We start from the raw sequence: 19,522 nt of genomic DNA, 5'->3' as shown, positions 1-19,522 counted from the left end.
GCCCCGCTCCCCGTGCCCACGTCACCTACGGCTCCTTCGCCGTCCGTTCAGCGGTCGATCTCCTCGAACAGTGCTTCCCAGCGGTCGAGCACCGCCGGCAGCGCGAGCGGGGCGACGTGCTCCCGTGCCGCGCGCCCGAAACGCTCCCGCAGTGCGTCGTCCGCCACCAGTTCGCGCAGCGCGGCGGTGAACGCCTCCTGGTCACCGGGCCGCACCAGCCTGCCGGTGCGGCCGTCGGCGACCAGCTCCCGCACCCCGTCCGAGAGGTCGAAGCTCACGGCGGGCACCCCGCAGGCCGCCGCCTCCGCCACGGCCATCGGGCGCCCCTCGCGCTCGCTGGTGAGCGCCAGCACGGACAGTTCGCGGTAGGCGGCGGCCACGTCGCGCACGCTGCCCCGGAAGACGACCCGCTCCGCGCAGCCGAGCCGGGCGGCCCGCCCGCGCAACTCCGGTTCCAGCGGCCCGTCGCCGAAGAGATGCAGCTCCCAGCCGGGCCGGCGGGGCGAGATCTCCGCGAAGGCGTCGATCAGCCGGTCCAGCCGCTTGATCTCCTCCAGCCTGCCGACGGCGCCGATCCGCCGGGTGTCGAGCGGGGCGGGCGCGGGGGGCGTGAAGGGCAGCGGGTTGGGCATCACGGCGGCGTTCGGCAGCCTCTGCCGGCGGAAGTCGGCGGCGTCGCCCTCACTGAGGAAGAGGGACTTCTCCAGGTCCGGGTAGTGCCGAAGGATCAGCCGGAGGTTCGCCGAGGCACGTGCCTGTGCGAACGACTCGTGGTACTGGCCGATGCCCTTGAGCTGCGGCCGGTCGACGGCGGACAGCCAGTCCACGGCCCAGGGCGAGCCGATGACGACGTAGCCCCGGCCGGCGGTGGCGAACCGGGCGGCCAGCCGTGCCCGGGCCCGGTCGCGCTCCGCGCGGCGCGCCCGGTTCTCCAGCAGCCGGGCGGGACCGAGGCGTTCGGTGAGGCTTCGGGCCGGGCGGAGGGGCGCCGCGGGGCGGGGTAGAGCGTGGTGTGCCGGTAGGCGGGGTCGGCGTGGTAGCGGTACGGCTCCGGGCTCGGCCGGATACCGATCAGCTCCGTGCGGTGCCCGCGCTCCCCGAACCCCTGTGCGAGGGTGTGCAGCACGCGTTGCGAGCCGCCCATCGAGTCGACGTCGATGCCCACGAGAAAGATGGTGCGCGCCCCGGCCGCCGCGCCGGCTCCGGCGCGTGCGCCCCCGTGTGCGCCGGCGCCCGCGCCGCCGCTCATGGTGCGCCACCCTCGAAGAACCGGTCGACCACGGCCTTGCTCTCCTGTCCGCTGTCCCGGGAGGCGAACATCGCCCGGAAGCGGGCGTACGCGGCGGCCGTGTCCGCGGCGACCCGGTCCAGGTCCCGTACCGCCGCCACCAGTTCCGCGGTGGTCGCGAGCATCGGCCCCGGAGCGATGTCCGGCAGGTCGTAGTACGTTCCGCGCGAGCCGCCGCTGTACTCCTCGTAGTCGTCGGTGAAGAGCAGGATCGGCCGTCCCAGGGCCGCGTAGTCGAACATCAGGGAGGAGTAGTCCGTCACCAGCGCGTCGGAGGCCAGCAGCAGGTCGTTGACGTCGGTGAAGCCCCGTCCGTCCCGGACCGCGTACCCCAGCTCCGGCGGCACGGTGAACCGGTCGTAGGCGTGCGGGCGGACCACCACGGTCCACTCCTCGCCCAGACCCTCGGCCAGCTCCGCCAGGTCCACCCGGATCGAGTCGCCGCTGCCCCGCAGGCCGTCCCGGAAGGTCGGTGCGTAGAGCAGCACCCGGCGGCCGTCCGGGATCTGCAGCCGGCCGCGGGCCGCGGCGGCCCGGGCCCGCTGCGCGGGTTCGTTCCAGCGCACCAGGACGTCGTTGCGGGGCAGTCCGCAGCGCAGCAGCTCACCGGTGTAGCCGTTGGCCCGGACGAACGTGCGCTCGAACTCCTCGCTGGGCGCGATCAGGACGTCCCAGCGGGCCACCATGTCCCGGTGGGTGCGCCGCCGCTCCTCGCCGCCCAGCCGCAATTCCGGGGTGTCGAAGCCCATGTGCTTCAGCGCCTGGCCGTGCCAGGTCTGCAGATAGCGGGTCTCCGGGCGCTTGGCGTAGACGGAGGGGATGCCGTGCGAGTCCACCCAGTACCCGGCCCGGGCGAGCGTCCGGACGTACGCCCAGCTGCCGCGGCGGACGAGCGGCACCCCGGGCGGGAAGGACGAGCGGTCCCCCGCGTACGACCACACGCTCCGGTACGGCAGCCCGCGCCGCACCAGTTCCTCGTGGATGTAGCGGGGGCTGTCGGCGTAACCGGCGCCCTCCATCGCCTCGAAGAGCACCAGGTGCCGGTCGACCGGAAGCCGCCACAGCTCGCGCTCGACCATGGCCTTCAGCCGGGGACCCGACAGCCGCCGCCGCAGCCGCCGGGCCTCGCGGTGGACCGGGCCCAGCCGGGGCGCCACCTCGGCCGCGAGGCGCAGCGCGCCGCCACGCCGCCAGCGGAACTCCAGCCGACCGGCGCCGCGGTCCTCGCAGACGACGCGGAGCTGGTGGCCGCCGAGCGGTCCGGCCCGGGGCAGCGCCGTCCGCAAGGGCCTCAGATCAAGGGGGGCCAGCAGCGGGTCCCGGCGGCTGAGGCCGTGCCGGGTGAGGACGACCACCGGGTGGCGGCGGCCGGCGAAGCCCTTGGCCCGCAGCGGGATACGGCGCGGGTCGAGGACGATCTCGGCGGTGTACTCGCCGCCGGTGGTGCCGGAAGGGACGGCTGCGACGGCCGTTCCGGGCTCCTCCGGCTCCGCCCGCCGGTAGCGGAAGGGGACCTTCAGCGGCGGCCCGCCCGCACTGAGCCACAGCTCGGCCGTCAGCCCGTCCTCCCGGCCCGGCGTCCCCGCGGTGTCCGTGAGCAGCCCCGCCGGGTCGTGGGTGCGCAGGCGCAACCGGAGCAGCGGCCCGTCGGGAGCCAGGTCCTCGGCCTCGTGGCGTATCCGGCCGCCGGCGAACGGCTGTTCCGTCAGCCGCCACTCGGTGATGTCCAGGTCGGCGGCCGCGTCCGTCCCCGCGTCCGGGAGCCGCGCGCCCCAGTACGTCCGCCCGGCGCCGTCCCGTACGGCGTGGCGCGGTGCGATGCCCGGCCGCCCGAGCCCCCGGGCACACTGCCGCACCTCCGCGTACCGGCCCTCGCGGAGCAGCCGCAGGCAGACGCGCTCGTCGCGCGGGAGCGTCGCGACCGCCTGCGGGGCGAGGCCGTCCAGGTAGGGGACGGCCTCGGCGGCGAAGCGCCCGGTCCACTCGGGGCCGCGGAAGGCCAGATCTCCGAGGTAGAGGCGGAAGTCGTGGTGGAGGAACTTCCGGTCCTTCGCGGGGCGCAGATCGGCGTTGCCGCTCTCCTCCAGAAAGGTGTCGATCATCCGGGCCACGGCGATCCGGTCGACGACGTTACGGATGCGGTGGCGGCTGGAGGAGATCGACGGCCGGGCCGGGTCGGCCGCCAGGCGCCAGGTGTAGACGGGCCACGGAACCACGGCGAACCGGCGGGCCAGGGTGAAGGCGCGGGCGGAGAAGAGCTGGTCCTCGTAGTGGATGCCCTCGGGGAAGCGCAGCCGGTGTCGGGCGATGAAGCCGGCCGCGTAGAGCTTGTTGGTGGAGAGATGGTCGAAGAAGAACTCCGGGGCCTCCCGGATGCCCTCGATCACCCGTTCGTCCGCGAAGAGGTCCGGGTACCAGAGACCGGTGGTGCCGGACTCCTCGTAGAGCCGGGTCACCTCACCGGTGACGAAGTCCGCGCCGGTCCGCTCGGCGGTGAGCAGCAGGGACTTGCAGGCGTGCCGGGGCAGTTCGTCGTCGCTGTCCAGGAACATCAGCCAGGGCGCCCGGGCCTCCTCGATGCCACGGTTGCGGGGGGCACTGCAGCCACCGCTGTTCGCGGGGAGCCGGCAGACGCGCACCCGGTCCGGGTCGGCGGCGGCCAGGCGGCGGGCCGTCTCGTGGGAGCCGTCGGTGCTGTGGTCGTCGACGATCACGACCTCGACGGCGTGCAGCGTCTGCGCGAGAACGGACCGCACGGCGGCCGGGAGGCGGTCGGCGTCGTTGTAGACGATCACGATCACCGAGACGTCCGGGGTCCGCCTCCCCTCTCCGGTCGTCATGCTCATCCCTGCCTTCCGGACGGGCCGGACACGGACACGGACAGAACGGGATCATCCGCCGTCCCATCGTACGGAGACCCGGGCAGATCCGCGCGGGGACGGAACGGGCACGGCGGCCCCGTACCGGCCCGCACGGCCCCGCACGGACCGGGAGCGGCCCCGGAAACGCCGCGGGGGGGCGGCCCGGCCCGAGCCGGACCGCCCCCACGGTGCGGAGCCGGGGCCCCGTCCGCGACACACCCCCCCGTCAGCGGTGTGCGCGCAGCAGGGTCCGCATGGTGCGCATCGCCACGGAGAGATTGGCCAGATCGAACGCGTCCGAGCCGTGGATCTCGTCGAGCGTGGCCCGGGCGCGGGCCAGGATCGCGCTGTTCTTCCGCTGCCAGGCGTCGAAACGCTGTTCGGGCGTCGAGGTGCCGTTGCCGGCCGCGAGCACGTCGGCCGTGAGCGCCGCGTGCGCCGCGAAGAGGTCCTCGCGGATGGCGGCGCGGGCCATCGACTGCCACCGGTCGGAGCGCGGCAGTTCGACGATCCGGTCCATCAGCCGGCTGATCCGCAGCCGGTCCGCGAGGTCGTAGTACACCTCGGCGACGTCCAGCGGCGTCTTGTCGTTGCGGTCCGCGATCGCCACGATGTCGAGCGTCGGGAACGCCGACGAGAAGCCCGCCACCCGCGCGGCCAGCTCGCCCGGTACGCCCGCGGCGGTCAGGTCGTCCAGGTTGGCCTGGTACCACTCCAGGTCCGCGCCCCTGAGCAGCTTGGGGAGCTGGGACCAGACGGCCTCCACCCGCTCGCCGAAGAAGTCGATCGTCTCGGCGATCTCCAGCGGCTGCGGGCGGTTGTTGAGCAGCCAGCGGGTGCCGCGCTCCACCAGCCGCCGCGAGTGCAGCCGGATCCGGGTCTGGACGACCGCCGGGACACGGTTGTCCAGCGCCTCCACCGCGTCCCAGACGGAACTCAGGCCGAAGATCGCGCGGGCCGAGGTCTGGGCCCGGACGACCTCCGCCGTCGAGGCTCCGGTCTCCTCCCGCATCCGGTGCAGAAAGGTGGTGCCGGCGCTGTTGACCGTGTCGTTGACCAGCACGGTGGTCACGATCTCGCGGCGCAGCGCGTGCCCGTCGATCTGCTCCGGGAACCGCTCCCGCAGCGCCTGCGGGAAGTAGGCGTGCAGCAGCCGCTGGAGGTACGGGTCGTCCGGGAGATCGGTGCCGATCAGCTCCTCGGCCGCGGTGATCTTGTCATAGGCGAGCAGTACGGCCAGTTCCGGCTGGGTGAGGCCGCGGCCGTTCGCCAGCCGCTCCTTGATCTGCCGGTCGGCGGGCAGGAACTCCAGCGCCCGGTCCAGGTCGCCGGTGCGTTCCAGCCGGCGGATGGCGCGCTGGTGGGCGTGGAGCAGGCTGGGCGCCTGCGTCACGGCGTTGGCGAGCGCGACGTTCTGCGCGTAGTTGTTGCGCAGTACCAGGGCGCCGACCTCGTCGGTCATCTCGGCGAGCAGCTTGTTGCGCTGCTTGACGGTCATGTCGCCGTTGGCGACGACCGCGTTGAGCAGGATCTTGATGTTCACCTCGTGGTCGGAGGTGTCCACCCCGGCGCTGTTGTCGATCGCGTCGGTGTTGACGTGTCCGCCGGTGCGGTCCGGGCCGCCGTGGACTGCGAACTCGATCCGGCCGAGCTGGGTCGCGCCGAGGTTGCCCCCCTCGCCGATCACCTTCGCCCGCACGTCCCGGCCGTCGACGCGGATGGCGTCGTTGGCCTTGTCGCCGACGTCCGCGTTGCTCTCCGAGGCCGCCTTGACGTACGTGCCGATGCCGCCGTTCCACAGCAGGTCGACGGGTGCGCTGAGGATGGCCTTCATCAGCTCGGCCGGGGTCATCTTGGTGATCCCCGCCTCGATGCCGAGCGCCTCCCGGATGTGCGCGTTCACGGGGACGGACTTCGCGGAGCGCGGATGGATCCCGCCGCCGGGCGAGAGCAGGGAGGTGTCGTAGTCCGCCCAGGAGCTGCGCGGCAGTTCGAAGAGGCGGCGCCGCTCGGCGTAGGAGACGGCGGCGTCCGGGTCCGGGTCGAGGAAGATGTGCCGGTGGTCGAAGGCCGCCACGAGGCGGATGTGCTCGCTGAGCAGCATGCCGTTGCCGAAGACGTCCCCGGACATGTCGCCGACGCCGACGACCGTGAAGTCCTCCGTCTGGGTGTCGTGGCCCAGCTCGCGGAAGTGCCGCTTGACGGACTCCCACGCGCCGCGCGCGGTGATGCCCATGCCCTTGTGGTCGTAGCCCGCGGAGCCGCCGGAGGCGAAGGCGTCGCCGAGCCAGAAGCCGTAGGCGGTGGCGACCTCGTTGGCGATGTCGGAGAACGACGCGGTGCCCTTGTCGGCGGCGACGACGAGGTAGGTGTCGTCCCCGTCGTGCCGGACGACGTCCTCGGGGTGGACCACCTCGCCGCCGACGAGGTTGTCGGTGATGTCGAGGAGACCGGAGATGAAGGTCTTGTAGCAGGCGACGCCCTCGGCCAGCCAGGCGTCGCGGTCCACGGCCGGGTCCGGCAGCCGCTTGCCGACGAAGCCGCCCTTGGCGCCGACCGGCACGATGACGGTGTTCTTCACCATCTGCGCCTTGACCAGGCCGAGGATCTCGGTGCGGAAGTCCTCGCGCCGGTCGGACCAGCGCAGCCCGCCGCGGGCCACCTTGCCGAAGCGGAGGTGGACGCCCTCCACGCGGGGCGAGTAGACCCAGATCTCGTACGCGGGGCGGGGCGCCGGCAGATCGGGGATGGCCTGCGGGTCGAGCTTGAAGGAGACGTAGCCGTGCCGACGGCGGCCGGTGTCCGCATCCCGTTCGCCGCTTCCCCCGTCCGCGTGCTGGAAGTGGTTGGTGCGCAGCGTGGCGTTGATGACGGTGAGGAAGGAGCGCAGGATGCGGTCCTCGTCCAGGCTCGCCACCTGGTCGAGGGCGCCCTCCAGTTCCTCCAGCAGCCCGTCGGTGAGCTCGCGGCCGGCCCGCTGCCGTTCCGGGGCCATCCGGGCCTCGAACAGGCTGACGAGCAGCCGGGTGGTGTGGACATTGTGGCGGAGGGTGTCCTCCATGTACTCCTGGCTGAACGTCGAGCCCGCCTGCCGCAGGTACTTCGCGTAGGCGCGCAGCACCATGGCCTGCCGCCAGGTCAGTCCGGCGCTCAGCACCAGCGCGTTGAAGCCGTCGTTCTCGGCCTCGCCCTTCCAGACGGCGGCGAACGCCTCCTGGAAGCGGTCGCGGGCGTCGTCGCCGAGGTAGTCGCCGTCGGCCTTCGGCATCCGCAGCCCGAAGTCGTAGATCCAGGCGGTGGTGCGGTCGGCGCAGCGCAGCTCGTACGGGCGTTCGTCGACGACCTCGACACCCAGCCGCTGGAGCACGGGCAGCACCGCGGACAGCGAGACCTGCTCACCGGCGCGGTAGATCTTGAAACGGCGTTCGCCCGGGGCGGCACCCACCGGCTCGTACAGGCTGAGCGCGAAGTCCCGCTCACCCGGGGTGAGCTTCTCCAGGTGCTGGAGGTCGGAGACGGCGCTGCGCGGCGAGTGGTCGGCCTTGTAGCCCTCGGGGAAGGCGTCGCCGTAGCGCCGGGCGAGCTCGGCGGCGTACTCCTCGCCGAGCTCGGCGTGGAGCGCCTCGGAGAAGCCGTCGGTCCAGGAGCGGGCGGCCTCGGCGAGGCGCGCCTCGATCCGCTCGGCGTCGGCCTCCGTCAGGTCGGGGAGCTCCGTGCCCTGCGGGACCCGGATGACGAAGTGCAGCCGGGAGAGAATCGATTCTGTGTTCCAGGCGGTGAAGTCGACGCTGGTGCCGCCCAGTTCCTCCTTGAGGATGTCGATCAGCCGCAGCCGGACGGTGGTGTTGAAGCGGTCCCGCGGCAGGTAGACCAGGGCCGAGTAGTAGCGGCCGTACTCCTCCTGGCGCAGGTAGAGGCGGAGCCGGCGGCGCTCCTGGAGGTAGAGCACGCTGGTGGCGATGGAGCGGAGCTGGCCGACCGGGGTCTGGAACAGCTCGTCCCGCGGGTAGGTCTCCAGGATCTGCAGCAGGTCGCGGCCGTCGTGGCTGTCGGCGTCGACGCCCGCGCCGGAGAGCACCTCGGCCACCTTGCGGCGGACCACCGGCACGCGGGTGACCGACTCGGTGTACGCGGCGGAGGAGAAGAGGCCGAGGAAGCGGCGCTCACCGATGACGTTGCCGTGGCTGTCGAACTTCTTGACCCCGATGTAGTCGAGGTAGGAGGGGCGGTGCACGGTGGCCCGGCTGTTGGCCTTGGTCAGCACCAGCAGCCGGTGCTCGCGGGCTTTGGCCCGGGCGTCGGCCGGCAGCCGGCTGAACGAGGACGAGACCGGCCGGCCCTCGCTGTCGCGCCGGTGGTTCGGGTCGGAGCGGAGGATGCCGAGCCCGGTGCCCGGGACCGCGCGCAGCGCGTCCTCCTCACCGCCGCTCTCGCCGGGCACGGACGTCAGCTCGTACTCGCGGTAGCCGAGGAAGGTGAAGTGGTCGGCGGCCAGCCAGCGGAGCAGTTCCCGGGCCTCCTCGACATCCTGCGCGGGCACGTCCTCGGAGATCGGCTCGGTGTGGAGGTCGTCGGCGAGGCGCAGCGCGGCGCCGTGCATCTTCTCCCAGTCCTCGACGGTCTCCCGGACGTCGGAGAGGACCCTGCGCAGATCGGCGGTGATCTGCTTGAGATCGGCGCGGTCGGTCTCGCGGTCGATCTCGACGTGGATCCAGGACTCGGAGAGCGCGTCGAGCGTGCGCTCACCGGGCGTCCGGCCCGGGTCGAGGACCTCGATCAGCGTGCCGGTGACGTCGCGGCGGACGGGCACCAGCGGGTGGACGACGACGTGGATGCCGCGGCCCTGGCGGGACAGCTCGTTGGTGACGGAGTCGACCAGGAAGGGCATGTCGTCCGTGACCACCTCCACCACGGAGTGGCTGCACGTCCAGCCGTTCTCCTCGACCGTGGGGGTGTACACCCGGACGTTCGCCTTGCCCTGCGGGCGGTTCTCGGCGAGCCGGAGGTGGGAGAGGGCCGCGCCGAGGACGTCGACCGGGTCGCGGCCGACCAGGTCCTCCGCCGCGGTGTGCCGGTAGTAGCGCTGGAGGTAGGCGCGGAGGGCCTCCTCGTCGAGGATTCCGTCGCGGTGGAAACCGGCCGGCTGTCCGCCTCCGGCCGGGCTCTTCTCGGCGACCCGGGCTGCTCGGGCGAGCAGCTCGGCCTTGGCTTCGTCCAGCTTGTTCTGCATGTCGTTCAGGCTCCTGTCGCGCGCCGTTGCGTGACGTGGGTGAGGGTGACGGTGTGCCGCGACGCGGGGAACACGGAGGATCGCGTCGCGTCCGGCCTGATGCCGGGATAAAAGAGGACCGGGCCGCTACCGGCCATGGTCGGCCGCTGGGGCCGCTGCCGCGATCCGGCGCCACGGGCATCGCCGCGGCGCACCGGGGGGCGCGGTACCGCCGCCGGCCCGCGCCACGGGTTCGGGGCCCGATGGCGACGGCCGGACGAGGGGGCGGCGCTGCCCCCGCGGGATATCGCGCAGATCACGGCCCCAGGCTATCGCTCCGCACACGGGCTGGGTCATCAGCCGATTATTCAGAAGACCGGGGCGAAATTTGACGTTCTGGACAGTGACAGCGGGGGTCACCGGGGGCATTCAGGACGGCCGCCCGCCCCCGGCCGGTGGGTTGGACGGTGCATACCGCGGGCAGCGCCGAGGCCGGCGGGACGCTCACCCCGGCGCACGCGGGCGCACGGGAACGCACCGGCCCAACGCGTGTGATCCGTACGCCCGTTCAGGGGGTTCACCCGCCCCGGCGGCAGGCTCCCGGTCCGCTCAGCCGACCAGGGCCTCGGCCGCCTCCACCGCCTCGTCGAGGGTGTCCACGACCGGCACCCCGGCCTGCTCCAGACTGCCCCGGCTGTGCGATCCACCGGTGTAGAGCACGGCCCGCGCCCCGATGTGGCGGGCCGCCACGGCGTCGTCCAGCGCGTCACCGATCACCACGACACGGTCGGCCGGTATCGCGCCCAGCGACGTGAGATGCCTCACCATCTGCTCGGCCTTGCCCACATGGGAGGGGCCCGTGCGGCCGTCCACCCGGGTGAAGTGCTCCTCGATGCCGTGGTTCCGCACAATCGGCACCAGGTGCTCGTGCGGAGCGAGGGAGCACAGCGACTGGGTGTGCCCGTCGGCCCGGCGGCGGTTCAGCAGCTCCTTGGCACCGGGGGTCAGCCCGGCGCTCCCCGCGCGGGCCCAGTAGTGCCGGTGGAAGACCGCGTCCATCCTCTCCCACTCGCTGTCGGTGGGCAGTCGCCCCATCAGCCGCTCGTAGAAGCGGGGCACGGGCACGCAGTACAGCTCCCGGTACCGCTCCAGGGTGATCGGCTCCAGGCCGAACTCCGCGAACGAGGCGTTCGTCGCCTCGATCACGGCCTCGATGTCGTGGAAGAGAGTGCCGTTCCAGTCCCACACGATGTGGGCCGTCCGCTGTCCCATGCCCCGACGGTAGCGGCGGGCACCGACAACGCGGCGGCCGGGCCCCGGAAACGGCCCCGGGCCAGGGGGTTTCCGGCCAACCGGCCACCCGGTCCCGTCACCGCGGCCGGCGCCGGCGCCGGCGCGGCGCGGCCGGCGGCCCGCCGTCTCCGGTCTCGTGGCTCCGCTCCCCGCCCCCGGACCCCAGGCCCACCCCGGACCCCGGACCCCGGACCCGTCAGTCCAGCAGGTGCTCGATCTCCTGGGTGGCGTACCAGAGCAGTTCATGGTCCTCGGCGCCGTCCACCGTGAACCGCGCGTCCTCGTCCCCCCGGTCGGCCGCGCCCAGGGCGGCGGCGGCCGCCGCCACGTCCGGCTCGGCGTCCTCCGCGTCGATGTGGACGGCCGCCGCCTTCGTCAGCGGTACGGCCGCCCGGATCCGCACCTCGCCCACGGCGGCGGGGTCCAGGGCCCGGTCCGGGTCCGCGGTGACGAGGCCGTCGGGGACGTCCACGGCCACCACGAGCCTGCGGCGGGGCGCCGCGGGGTCGATGGCGAGCAGCCTCAGCGAGGCCTGCGCGGCCCGGCTCAGCGCCGCGTACTCCAGCTCCTCGACGTCCTCGGAGACGTACCACTCGCGCAGCGCGGGCGTGACGGCATAGGCGTCCAGCGGGGCAGGCCCCAGTTCGCCCGCCTGCCGGGCCTCGGCGAGTCCGGGCAGGGTGGTGGGGACGTAGACGCGCATGGCTGCCGTTTCTCCTGGGGCACTGGCTGACGGTGCGGCCAGCATACGGGCGGCGTCCTCTTTCGGATTGCCGGGGCGGCCCGCCGGAACCCGCCCTCCGGCCCCTTTCCGGCTTCGACGGGACGGCAAATGCCCAGCTCAGACGCGTGCACTCACTCTGATAGGTGAATCTCCGCGCGCCCCGGTCCCGCCGATCCGCGCGGTTGCGCACCGCTCCCCGCGGCCGTTAGAAGTCTCGGCGGAGCGAAGTTACCGCCCGGTAGAAGCCGGGCGCCGACAGAACGGGGCATCGATATGGACAGGATCGGTACGGCCGGAACGGGACGCCGCCCGACAGGCCCGGGCCGCGGACGGAGCGGCCCGCCGACCCGGCGCGATCCGCGCGGCCCCGCCCCCACGGGCGCCGTCCCGGGGGTGGTGGCCCGCCGGCGGCGGGAACGCGAACTGCTGCCCCGCTACTGGTTCGCGGACCGCCTGCTGCTGACCCTCAGCGGACAGCGCCCGGTCCACTGGATGCTCGGCCACACCGCCGGCCCGGCCTACGAACAGCTGGTACGGCTCGCCCCGCGGGCACCGCTCGCACCGCCCCGGACCTCCGTCCGGGGCACCCGGCCGGCCCCCGTCGTCGGCCGCTGCGACGAGTACCGGCCGCGTCCGGGCGTCATCGAGGCCTACGCGCGCGTCCTCACCGGCGACCGGGTGCGGGCGCTGGCCTTCCGGCTGGAGCACGGCCGCGACGGCCGCTGGCGCTGCTCCGCCGTGGAACTGGGCCCCGAACCCGGCGTCCCGGCCGCGCGCGGCGGAACGGGGGCCTGAGGCGCGCCGGAAGACGACGGCAGCACGCCGGAAAGGGGGCCGGGAGCCTGCCGAACACGGGCCGGGGCCGGACACCTCGCGGTGCCCGGCCCCGGTGTGCCCGCCCCGCATTGCGGGGCGGCGGCGTCACTTCTTGCGGCGGCGGCCCTTCTGGGCCTTGCGGCGCTCGGCGCGGGTCATCCCGTCCGACTCGGAACGGGCGGGCCCGTCGTTGGTGAAGTCGCCCTCGACGACACCGCCCTCGCCGTCCACCGTGGGGGCGGAGAAGTGCAGCCGGTCCGGGCGCTGCGGCGCCTCCAGGCCCTTGGCGCGGATCTCGGGGCGAGGGGCGGCTCCGGACACCGCGGGGACGGGCTGCGGCTCCTTGGCGAGCGAGGGCCTGCCCTCCGCCTCGGGCCGCTCTTGCACCGGAACCTCCTCGACCTGCTGCTCGACCTGGACCTCCAGGTTGAACAGGTAGCCGACGGACTCCTCCTTGATGCCGTCCATCATGGCCGTGAACATGTCGTAGCCCTCCCGCTGGTACTCGACCAGCGGGTCCTTCTGGGCCATCGCGCGCAGGCCGATGCCCTCCTGGAGGTAGTCCATCTCGTAGAGGTGCTCACGCCACTTGCGGTCCAGGACCGACAGCACCACGCGCCGTTCCAGCTCCCGCATGATCTCGGAGCCGAGCTGCTCCTCGCGGGCCGCGTACTGCTCGTGGATGTCCTCCTTGATCATCTCGGAGATGAACTCCGCGGTGATCCCGAGCCGGTCGCCGGCCGCGTCCTCCAGGTCCTCGATGGTGACCTTGACCGGGTAGAGCTGCTTGAAGGCGCTCCACAGCCGCTCCAGGTCCCAGTCCTCGGCGAAGCCCTCGACCGTCTCCGCGTGGATGTAGGCGTCGATCGTGTCGTCCATGAAGTGCTTGATCTGCTCCTGCAGATCCTCGCCCTCCAGGACCCGGCGGCGCTCGCCGTAGATGACCTCGCGCTGCCGGTTGAGGACCTCGTCGTACTTCAGGACGTTCTTACGGGTCTCGAAGTTCTGCTGCTCGACCTGCGACTGGGCGGAGGCGATGGCACGGGTGACCATCTTGTTCTCGATCGGCACGTCGTCGGGGACGTTGGCCATCGCCATGACGCGCTCGACCATCTGCGCCTTGAACAGCCGCATCAGGTCGTCACCCAGCGAGAGGTAGAAGCGGGACTCGCCCGGGTCGCCCTGACGGCCGGAGCGGCCGCGCAGCTGGTTGTCGATACGGCGGGACTCGTGCCGCTCGGTGCCCAGCACGTACAGCCCGCCGAGGCTCACGACCTCGTCGAACTCCGCCTTGACGGCCGCCTCGGCCTTCTCCATGGCCGCGGGCAGCGCCTGCGCCCACTCCTCGGGGTGCTCCACCGGGTCCAGCCCGCGCTGGCGCAGCTCCGCCTCGGCGAGGTCGTCCGGGTTGCCGCCGAGCTTGATGTCCGTACCGCGGCCCGCCATGTTCGTGGCGACGGTGACGGAGCCCTTGCGGCCGGCCTGGGCGACGATCGTCGCCTCCCGGTCGTGCTGCTTGGCGTTGAGCACCTCGTGCGGCACACCGCGCTTGCTGAGCTGCTGGGAGAGGTACTCGGACTTCTCCACGGAGGTGGTGCCGACGAGAACCGGCTGGCCCTTCTCGTGCCGCTCGACGAGGTCCTCGACGACCGCGTCGAACTTGGCGACCTCGGTGCGGTAGATCAGGTCCGACTGGTCGATCCGGATCATCGGGCGGTTCGTCGGGATGGGCACCACGCCGAGCTTGTAGATCTGGTGGAACTCGGCCGCCTCGGTCATGGCGGTACCGGTCATGCCGGAGAGCTTGCTGTAGAGGCGGAAGAAGTTCTGGAGGGTGATCGTGGCGAGCGTCTGGTTCTCGTCCTTGATGTCCACCCCCTCCTTGGCCTCGATCGCCTGGTGCATACCCTCGTTGTAGCGACGACCGGCGAGGATGCGGCCGGTGTGCTCGTCGACGATCATGACCTCGCCGTCGATGACGACGTAGTCCTTGTCCTTCTTGAAGAGTTCCTTCGCCTTGATGGCGTTGTTGAGGTAACCGACGAGCGGGGTGTTGACCGACTCGTAGAGGTTGTCGATGCCCAGCCAGTCCTCGACCTTGCTGACGCCGGCCTCGTGGATGCCGACGGTGCGCTTCTTCTCGTCGACCTCGTAGTCCCCGGTCTCCTCGATGCCGCGCTGGGGGTTGGCGGGCTCGCCCTTGGTGAGCCGCGTGGCCAGCTTGGCGAAGTCCGCGTACCACTTGGTGGCCTGGTCGGCGGGGCCGGAGATGATGAGCGGCGTACGGGCCTCGTCCACGAGGATCGAGTCGACCTCGTCGACGATCGCGAAGTTGTGCCCGCGCTGCACCAACTCGTCCTTCGACCACGCCATGTTGTCGCGCAGGTAGTCGAAGCCGAACTCGTTGTTGGTGCCGTACGTGATGTCGCAGTTGTACTGCTCGCGGCGCTGCGCGGGCGACATGTTGGCCAGGATGCAGCCCACGGACAGGCCCAGGAACTTGTGAACCCGGCCCATCATCTCGGAGTCGCGCTCGGCGAGGTAGTCGTTGACCGTGATCAGGTGGACGCCCTCGCCGGAGAGCGCGTTGAGATAGGCGGGGAGGGTGCCGACGAGGGTCTTGCCCTCACCGGTCTTCATCTCCGCGACATGGCCGAAGTGCAGCGCGGCCCCGCCCATCATCTGGACGTCGTAGTGCCGCTGGCCGAGGACGCGCTTGGCCGCCTCACGGACCGTCGCGAAGGCCTCCGGGAGAAGGTCGTCCAGGCTTTCGCCGTCGGCGAACCGCGCCTTGTACTCGTCGGTCAGCGCCCTCAGCTCGGCGTCGGAGAGATGGACGAAATCCTCTTCGATGGAGTTGACCTGGCCCGCGATGCGGTGCAGCTTGCGCAGGAGCTTGCCTTCGCCTGCACGCATGAGCTTGTTGAAGACGGACACTTGGGGTGGTCTCCTTGCCGGTCGGGCCTGGCACGGTCGGGTGCGAGGGCACGACGAGGTGAGGCCTCGCCGCAACGGCCATCGTAAGTCAGGACACACCCGCATCGGGAGGTCCGTCGCCACGAAGGAATGCACTCGCTCCGATGACCCAACGTCCGGACCGCCCGGAAGGTGCCGGGAGCACGGGCCGTTTCCGGAAGCGGGGACACCGGCGGGCGTTCCGCCGCCCCGCCGCGATGTCAGTGGATGCCTCTAGGGTGCCCGGCATGACGACCCTGCCCTCACCCGCTCTGGAACTCTCCGCCGACGAGGCCCGACGCATCGCGCTGCGCGCCCAGGGGCTGCTCGGCGCACCGGACCGCCGCGCCGGAGTCCGCGGCGTGCTGCGGAGCCTGGGCGCCGTCCAGCTGGACACCATCTCCGTGCTGGCCCGCTCACACGAACTGGTGCCGTACGCACGGCTGGGAGCGGTCGGGCGGGAGACCGTCGAGTCGGCCTACTGGGACGGTTCGCACGCCTTCGAGTACTGGTCCCACGCCGCCTGCATCCTGCCCGTCGAGGAGTGGCCGCACTTCGCCTTCCGGCGCCGGGCCCGGGCGGCGCGCGGCCACCGCTGGCATGTCATGGAGGACTCCGAGCGCTCCTGCGCCGCCGTGCGGGACCGCCTCAAGAACGACGGCCCGCTGACCGCCTCGGAGCTGGGCGGCGCCAAGAACGGCGGCGAGTGGTACGACTGGTCGGAGACCAAGATCGCGGTGGAGTGGCTGCTCGACACCGGCGAGGTGGTCTGCGCCCGGCGCCGCGGCTGGAAGCGGGTGTACGACCTCGCCGAGCGCGTCATACCGGACACCCTGTTCCACGACGACCTCGACGACCGCGCGTGCGTGCGCCGGCTGGTCGCCCAGGCCGGAGCGGCGATGGGCGTGGCCACGCGCGCCGACCTCGCCGACTACCACCGGCTCAGGGCCGAGCAGGTCGACGAGGTCCTCGCCGACTCCGGGCTGGTCCCGGTGACCGTCGAGGGCTGGGGCAGACCCGCCGCCCGCGGCGGCTCCCGGCCGTCCTCCGGCCGGCCGCCGGGCACGGCCTGGGCGGACCCGGCGGCGCTCACCACCCCGCCGAGGGGGCGGCACCGCACGACCCTGCTCTCCCCGTTCGACTCGCTGATCTGGGACCGGCCCCGCACCGAGCGGATCTTCGGCTTCACTCACCGGCTGGAGGCGTACGTTCCCCGGCCGCAGCGGATCCACGGCTATTTCGCGATGCCGCTGCTGTCCGGCGGAAGGCTGCTGGGCCGGGTGGACCCGGCGCGCGAGGGCACCACCCTCGTCGCCCGGCAGCTTTCCCTGCTGAGCGGGCGGGCGGTGCGGCCGATGGCGGAGGCGCTGGCCGAGGCGGCCTCGTGGGTGGGGTGCACCCGGGTACGCGTGGAACGGATCGATCCGCCGGAGCTGGCCGTTCCGCTGGCAGCGGCCCTCGCCGAGATCACCGGCTGAGCCCGCGGAGGGAGGCACCCCCGGGAGGGGCGGGGAGAGGGAGGAGCGGGAGACGGGCCGGCGCCGGCCCGCCGCTCAGCGGATTTCCAGGATCTTCTCCCGCATCGCGTACACCACGGCCTCCATCCGGGAGTGCAGCTGCAGCTTCTCCAGGATGTTGCGCACATGGTTCTTCACGGTGTTCTCGCTGATGAACAGTTCCTTGGCGATGTCCCGGTTGTTCATGCCGGTGGCGACGAGCTTGAGGACCTCCAGCTCGCGGTCGGTGAGCCGGGGCGCGGGCACCAGCCGGCGCTCGTCGGTGCGCTGGATCATCGACTTGAACTCGGTGAGCAGCTTGGAGGCCATCGACGGGCTGATCTGCGACTGCCCGTCCGCGACCGCGCGGATGGCCGTCGCCACCTCGTCCGTGGAGATCTCCTTGAGGAGATAGCCGGTGGCCCCGGCCTTGATCGCCTCGTAGAGATCGGCCTCCTCGTCGCTGATCGTCAGCATGATGATCTTCGCGCTGGGAGCCACCTCCTTCAGCGACGTACAGGCCTCGATGCCGCCCCGCTTCGGCATCCGCACATCCATGAGGACGATGTCGGGCAGCAGATCGGCCGCCTTCTCCACCGCCTCGGCGCCGTCCCCGGCCTCGCCGATGACCTCGATGTCCTCCTCCTGTGCGAGGACGATCTCCAGCCCGCGCCGGAAGAGGGCGTGGTCGTCCACCACGAGGACCCGGATGGGCTCGCTGCGCGACCCGTTCGCGTCCGCACCGGTTTCGACGGCGTCCTCGCCGTCTCCTCCGGTCACGGGCCCGAAGCTGTCCGCCATGGTTCCTCCCCCCGAGGGCATGGCCCTCGATCGCGTGCCGGGCCAACCCATCCTGGCGAACGGCGGGTTGACCGCCTCGCCATGATTCCATGCCCGGGCGGTGGAACGGTGCGTCCGCGGTCGCACGTTGGAGCCCCCGGGGGCGCACGGACGCTCCCGGGGGCATGATCGGTCACCGCCCCATCGCGGGCCTCGGGTCAGCCGCCCAGCGCGCCGCCCGCGCCGCTCGGCGGTTCGGAGACCATGGGGTCCGACTCCAGGTGGATCACGCCGTAGTCGTAGGCGTGCCGGCGGTAGACCACACTGGGCTGCTTGGTCTCGGCGTCGATGAACAGGTAGAAGTCGTGCCCGACCAGCTCCATCTCGTAGAGCGCCTGATCGAGGCTCATCGGAGCTGCGGTGTGGGTCTTCTCGCGGACCACCAGCGGCCCGTCGCCCTGGACCTCGAGGGAACCGATCCGCTTGGTGGTGACGGTCTCCTCGGGCGGGGACGTCACGGCGGTGCCGCCGTTCAGATGCTCGGCGAGCGGCGCGGTGGCCTCGGCGACGCTGGTCGGCGTGCGGCCCGGCCCCCGGTGGACCCGGCGCTTGTCGCCCCGCTTGCGCAGCTGGGCGTCGAGCCGCGCCGTGGCCGCGTCCAGCGCGGCGTACGGATCGGCGGCGGCGGCCTCCGCCCGGATCACCGGTCCGCGGGTGCGGAGAGTGATCTCCACCCGGTCGGAGCGGTTGGCCTGCCGCGGGTTGTGCTCCTTGGACACCTCGACGTCGAGGCTGATCACCTTGCCGTCGAGCCTCTGGATCTTGTCCAGCTTCAGCTTCTCGGCCACGTGCTTGCGGAAGCGCTCGGGTACCTCGGTCTTGCGGCCCTTGACGACGATGTCCACGCAGAACTCCGTTCCGGGTCGCCCCGCTCGGGGCGGAGCGCATCCCTCTTGCCCTCGGTCCGGACGGCCGCCCCGGGGACGGGGCCCGTCCGGCACTGCGTCTGCCGCACCACCACGGCGTGGAGCCGGGCGCTGCGGCTTTCACCTCCTCCTCCCCAGCCGACAAGATCTACACCCCGTCGGCTCCGGGTCGGCGGTCATGCTGTGACTCGCACCTGTCCTCGCCGGGTCACACCAAAACCCGCCAGAAGTGGCATAAATCCCGCCACCTCTCAGAACCGAACATAACTCGCCCGAACGGGGGATGGCACCCCTTTGCGCCCTCCGTCTCTTCCGGGTGCGAAGTTCCTCTCTCGCCCGGATCGCCTCTCTCACCTGTAACGACGCGCGCCCGGAGTCGGTTCCGGTCCGGCACCGCGGGCCCGGGCACGGCTCCGGAAGGCGCTGGGCGGCGCCGCGACCACCGCCGCACCGACCACCTTCCCGCCCGCCGAGCGGACCGAACGTGCCGATTCCGCCAGCGACGCGCCCGTGGTCATCAGGTCGTCCACCAGAACCACCGGAGCCGACCGGAGCAGCTCCCCCGCCGGCCCGGCCACCTCCAGGGCGCCTGCCAGATTGGCGGTCCGAGCCCCCGCCGGCAGCCCGGACTGGTCCGCGACCCTCCGCCGGTGCCGGAGAGCGGGCACCACCCGGACCGGCCGCCCCGCACGCCGCAGCACCGCGGCGGCCGCGAGGGCGATACGGCGCGTGGGGTCGTGGCCCCGGCGCGCCACCGAACGGCGCGCCGACGGCACCGGCACCAGCAACCACAGCTCACCCCCCGGAACCCGCCGCGGGACGGCTCCGGCGAGCGCGGCGCCCAGCGGCCGGGCGAGTGACAGCGCCCCCCGCTCCTTGTGCGCGAGCAGCACGGACCGCACCTCGCCCCCGTACGGCGCGGCGGCGCGCACCTGCGGCAGTCCCGCCGGCGACGGCACCGGCCGTACCGGGGCCGCGGGCCGCCCGGTCAGCGCAGCGAGACACCGGCCGCACAGCGCGGTACGCGCCCGGCCGCACCCCGCGCAGTCGGCCGGCAGCACCAGCTCCGTGATCTCCCGCCACCACTCCCGCACGGCGGTCACTCTGCCCCGCGTCCCGGCGGCCCCGCCACCCCTGTGGAAAACACCGGAGGCGCCCCCGCCCGGGCGGCGGC

At 72.6% G+C, this 19,522-nt stretch carries 11 protein-coding genes; 2 read left to right on the top strand and 9 right to left on the bottom strand.

Annotated features, from left to right (window positions below; genetic code table 11):
• Positions 1-47: 47 nt before the first annotated feature.
• The 5 genes from E4N63_RS19960 to E4N63_RS19940 form a co-directional block, all read right to left on the bottom strand.
• Positions 48-827, bottom strand: coding sequence for a glycosyltransferase (locus E4N63_RS19960; protein ID WP_230241342.1), 780 nt, complete (start codon positions 825-827; stop codon positions 48-50).
• Between the two features lie 418 nt (positions 828-1,245).
• Positions 1,246-4,128 carry a CDP-glycerol glycerophosphotransferase family protein gene (locus E4N63_RS19955; RefSeq protein WP_230241341.1) on the bottom strand — a complete coding sequence of 961 codons (2,883 nt, stop codon included), beginning with the start codon at positions 4,126-4,128 and terminating at the stop codon, positions 1,246-1,248.
• 247 nt (positions 4,129-4,375) lie between these two features.
• Positions 4,376-9,379 carry an NAD-glutamate dehydrogenase gene (locus E4N63_RS19950; protein ID WP_230241340.1) on the bottom strand — a complete coding sequence of 1,668 codons (5,004 nt, stop codon included), beginning with the start codon at positions 9,377-9,379 and terminating at the stop codon, positions 4,376-4,378.
• 588 nt (positions 9,380-9,967) lie between these two features.
• Positions 9,968-10,630, bottom strand: coding sequence for an HAD family hydrolase (locus E4N63_RS19945; protein ID WP_230241339.1), 663 nt, complete (start codon positions 10,628-10,630; stop codon positions 9,968-9,970).
• A gap of 217 nt (positions 10,631-10,847) precedes the next feature.
• On the bottom strand, positions 10,848-11,354 hold the full coding sequence (locus tag E4N63_RS19940; protein ID WP_125626121.1) for a hypothetical protein: 507 nt from the start codon (positions 11,352-11,354) through the stop codon (positions 10,848-10,850).
• Positions 11,355-11,648: 294 nt separating this feature from the next.
• On the opposite strand from E4N63_RS19940, the gene E4N63_RS19935 reads away from it, so the two are divergent.
• The gene (locus E4N63_RS19935; protein ID WP_230241338.1) at positions 11,649-12,170 is read left to right on the top strand and encodes an Rv3235 family protein; all 522 of its coding nucleotides are present in this window, start codon (positions 11,649-11,651) and stop codon (positions 12,168-12,170) included.
• 126 nt (positions 12,171-12,296) lie between these two features.
• Here E4N63_RS19935 and secA read toward each other — a convergent pair whose 3' ends face one another.
• Positions 12,297-15,128 carry a preprotein translocase subunit SecA gene (gene secA / locus E4N63_RS19930; RefSeq protein WP_125626120.1) on the bottom strand — a complete coding sequence of 944 codons (2,832 nt, stop codon included), beginning with the start codon at positions 15,126-15,128 and terminating at the stop codon, positions 12,297-12,299.
• A gap of 236 nt (positions 15,129-15,364) precedes the next feature.
• Here secA and E4N63_RS19925 point away from each other — a divergent pair, with 236 nt between their 5' ends.
• Positions 15,365-16,624, top strand: coding sequence for a winged helix-turn-helix domain-containing protein (locus E4N63_RS19925; RefSeq protein WP_125626119.1), 1,260 nt, complete (start codon positions 15,365-15,367; stop codon positions 16,622-16,624).
• A gap of 75 nt (positions 16,625-16,699) precedes the next feature.
• Here the strand turns inward: E4N63_RS19925 and E4N63_RS19920 are convergent, their stop codons facing one another.
• The 3 genes from E4N63_RS19920 to E4N63_RS19910 form a co-directional block, all read right to left on the bottom strand.
• Positions 16,700-17,443: a response regulator transcription factor gene (locus E4N63_RS19920; RefSeq protein WP_019711647.1), complete on the bottom strand. Its 744-nt coding sequence runs from the start codon at positions 17,441-17,443 to the stop codon at positions 16,700-16,702.
• 197 nt (positions 17,444-17,640) lie between these two features.
• Entirely contained in the window at positions 17,641-18,327 is a 687-nt protein-coding gene (gene hpf, locus E4N63_RS19915) for a ribosome hibernation-promoting factor, HPF/YfiA family (protein ID WP_043471213.1), read from the bottom strand.
• Positions 18,328-18,698: 371 nt separating this feature from the next.
• Positions 18,699-19,442 (bottom strand): ComF family protein, encoded by a 744-nt coding sequence (locus tag E4N63_RS19910; RefSeq protein WP_230242571.1) that lies wholly within the window; start codon positions 19,440-19,442, stop codon positions 18,699-18,701.
• Between the last annotated feature and the right edge of the window lie 80 nt (positions 19,443-19,522).

Origin of the sequence: Streptomyces sp. MNU89 (genome assembly GCF_020982505.1) — a bacterium.
GTDB lineage: Bacteria > Actinomycetota > Actinomycetes > Streptomycetales > Streptomycetaceae > Streptomyces > Streptomyces xinghaiensis.
The sequence above is the reverse complement of the archived record's forward strand: the minus strand, read 5'-3'. Positions and strand labels throughout refer to the sequence as shown.

Excerpts from the sequence above, each read along its gene's own strand:
- E4N63_RS19955 (WP_230241341.1), bottom strand. The coding sequence starts at position 4,128 with ATGACGACCGGAGAGGGGAGGCGGACCCCGGACGTCTCGGTGATCGTG.
- E4N63_RS19950 (WP_230241340.1), bottom strand. The coding sequence starts at position 9,379 with ATGCAGAACAAGCTGGACGAAGCCAAGGCCGAGCTGCTCGCCCGAGCA.
- E4N63_RS19945 (WP_230241339.1), bottom strand. The coding sequence starts at position 10,630 with ATGGGACAGCGGACGGCCCACATCGTGTGGGACTGGAACGGCACTCTC.
- E4N63_RS19940 (WP_125626121.1), bottom strand. The coding sequence starts at position 11,354 with ATGCGCGTCTACGTCCCCACCACCCTGCCCGGACTCGCCGAGGCCCGG.
- E4N63_RS19935 (WP_230241338.1), top strand. The coding sequence starts at position 11,649 with ATGGACAGGATCGGTACGGCCGGAACGGGACGCCGCCCGACAGGCCCG.
- E4N63_RS19925 (WP_125626119.1), top strand. The coding sequence starts at position 15,365 with ATGTCAGTGGATGCCTCTAGGGTGCCCGGCATGACGACCCTGCCCTCA.
- E4N63_RS19920 (WP_019711647.1), bottom strand. The coding sequence starts at position 17,443 with ATGGCGGACAGCTTCGGGCCCGTGACCGGAGGAGACGGCGAGGACGCC.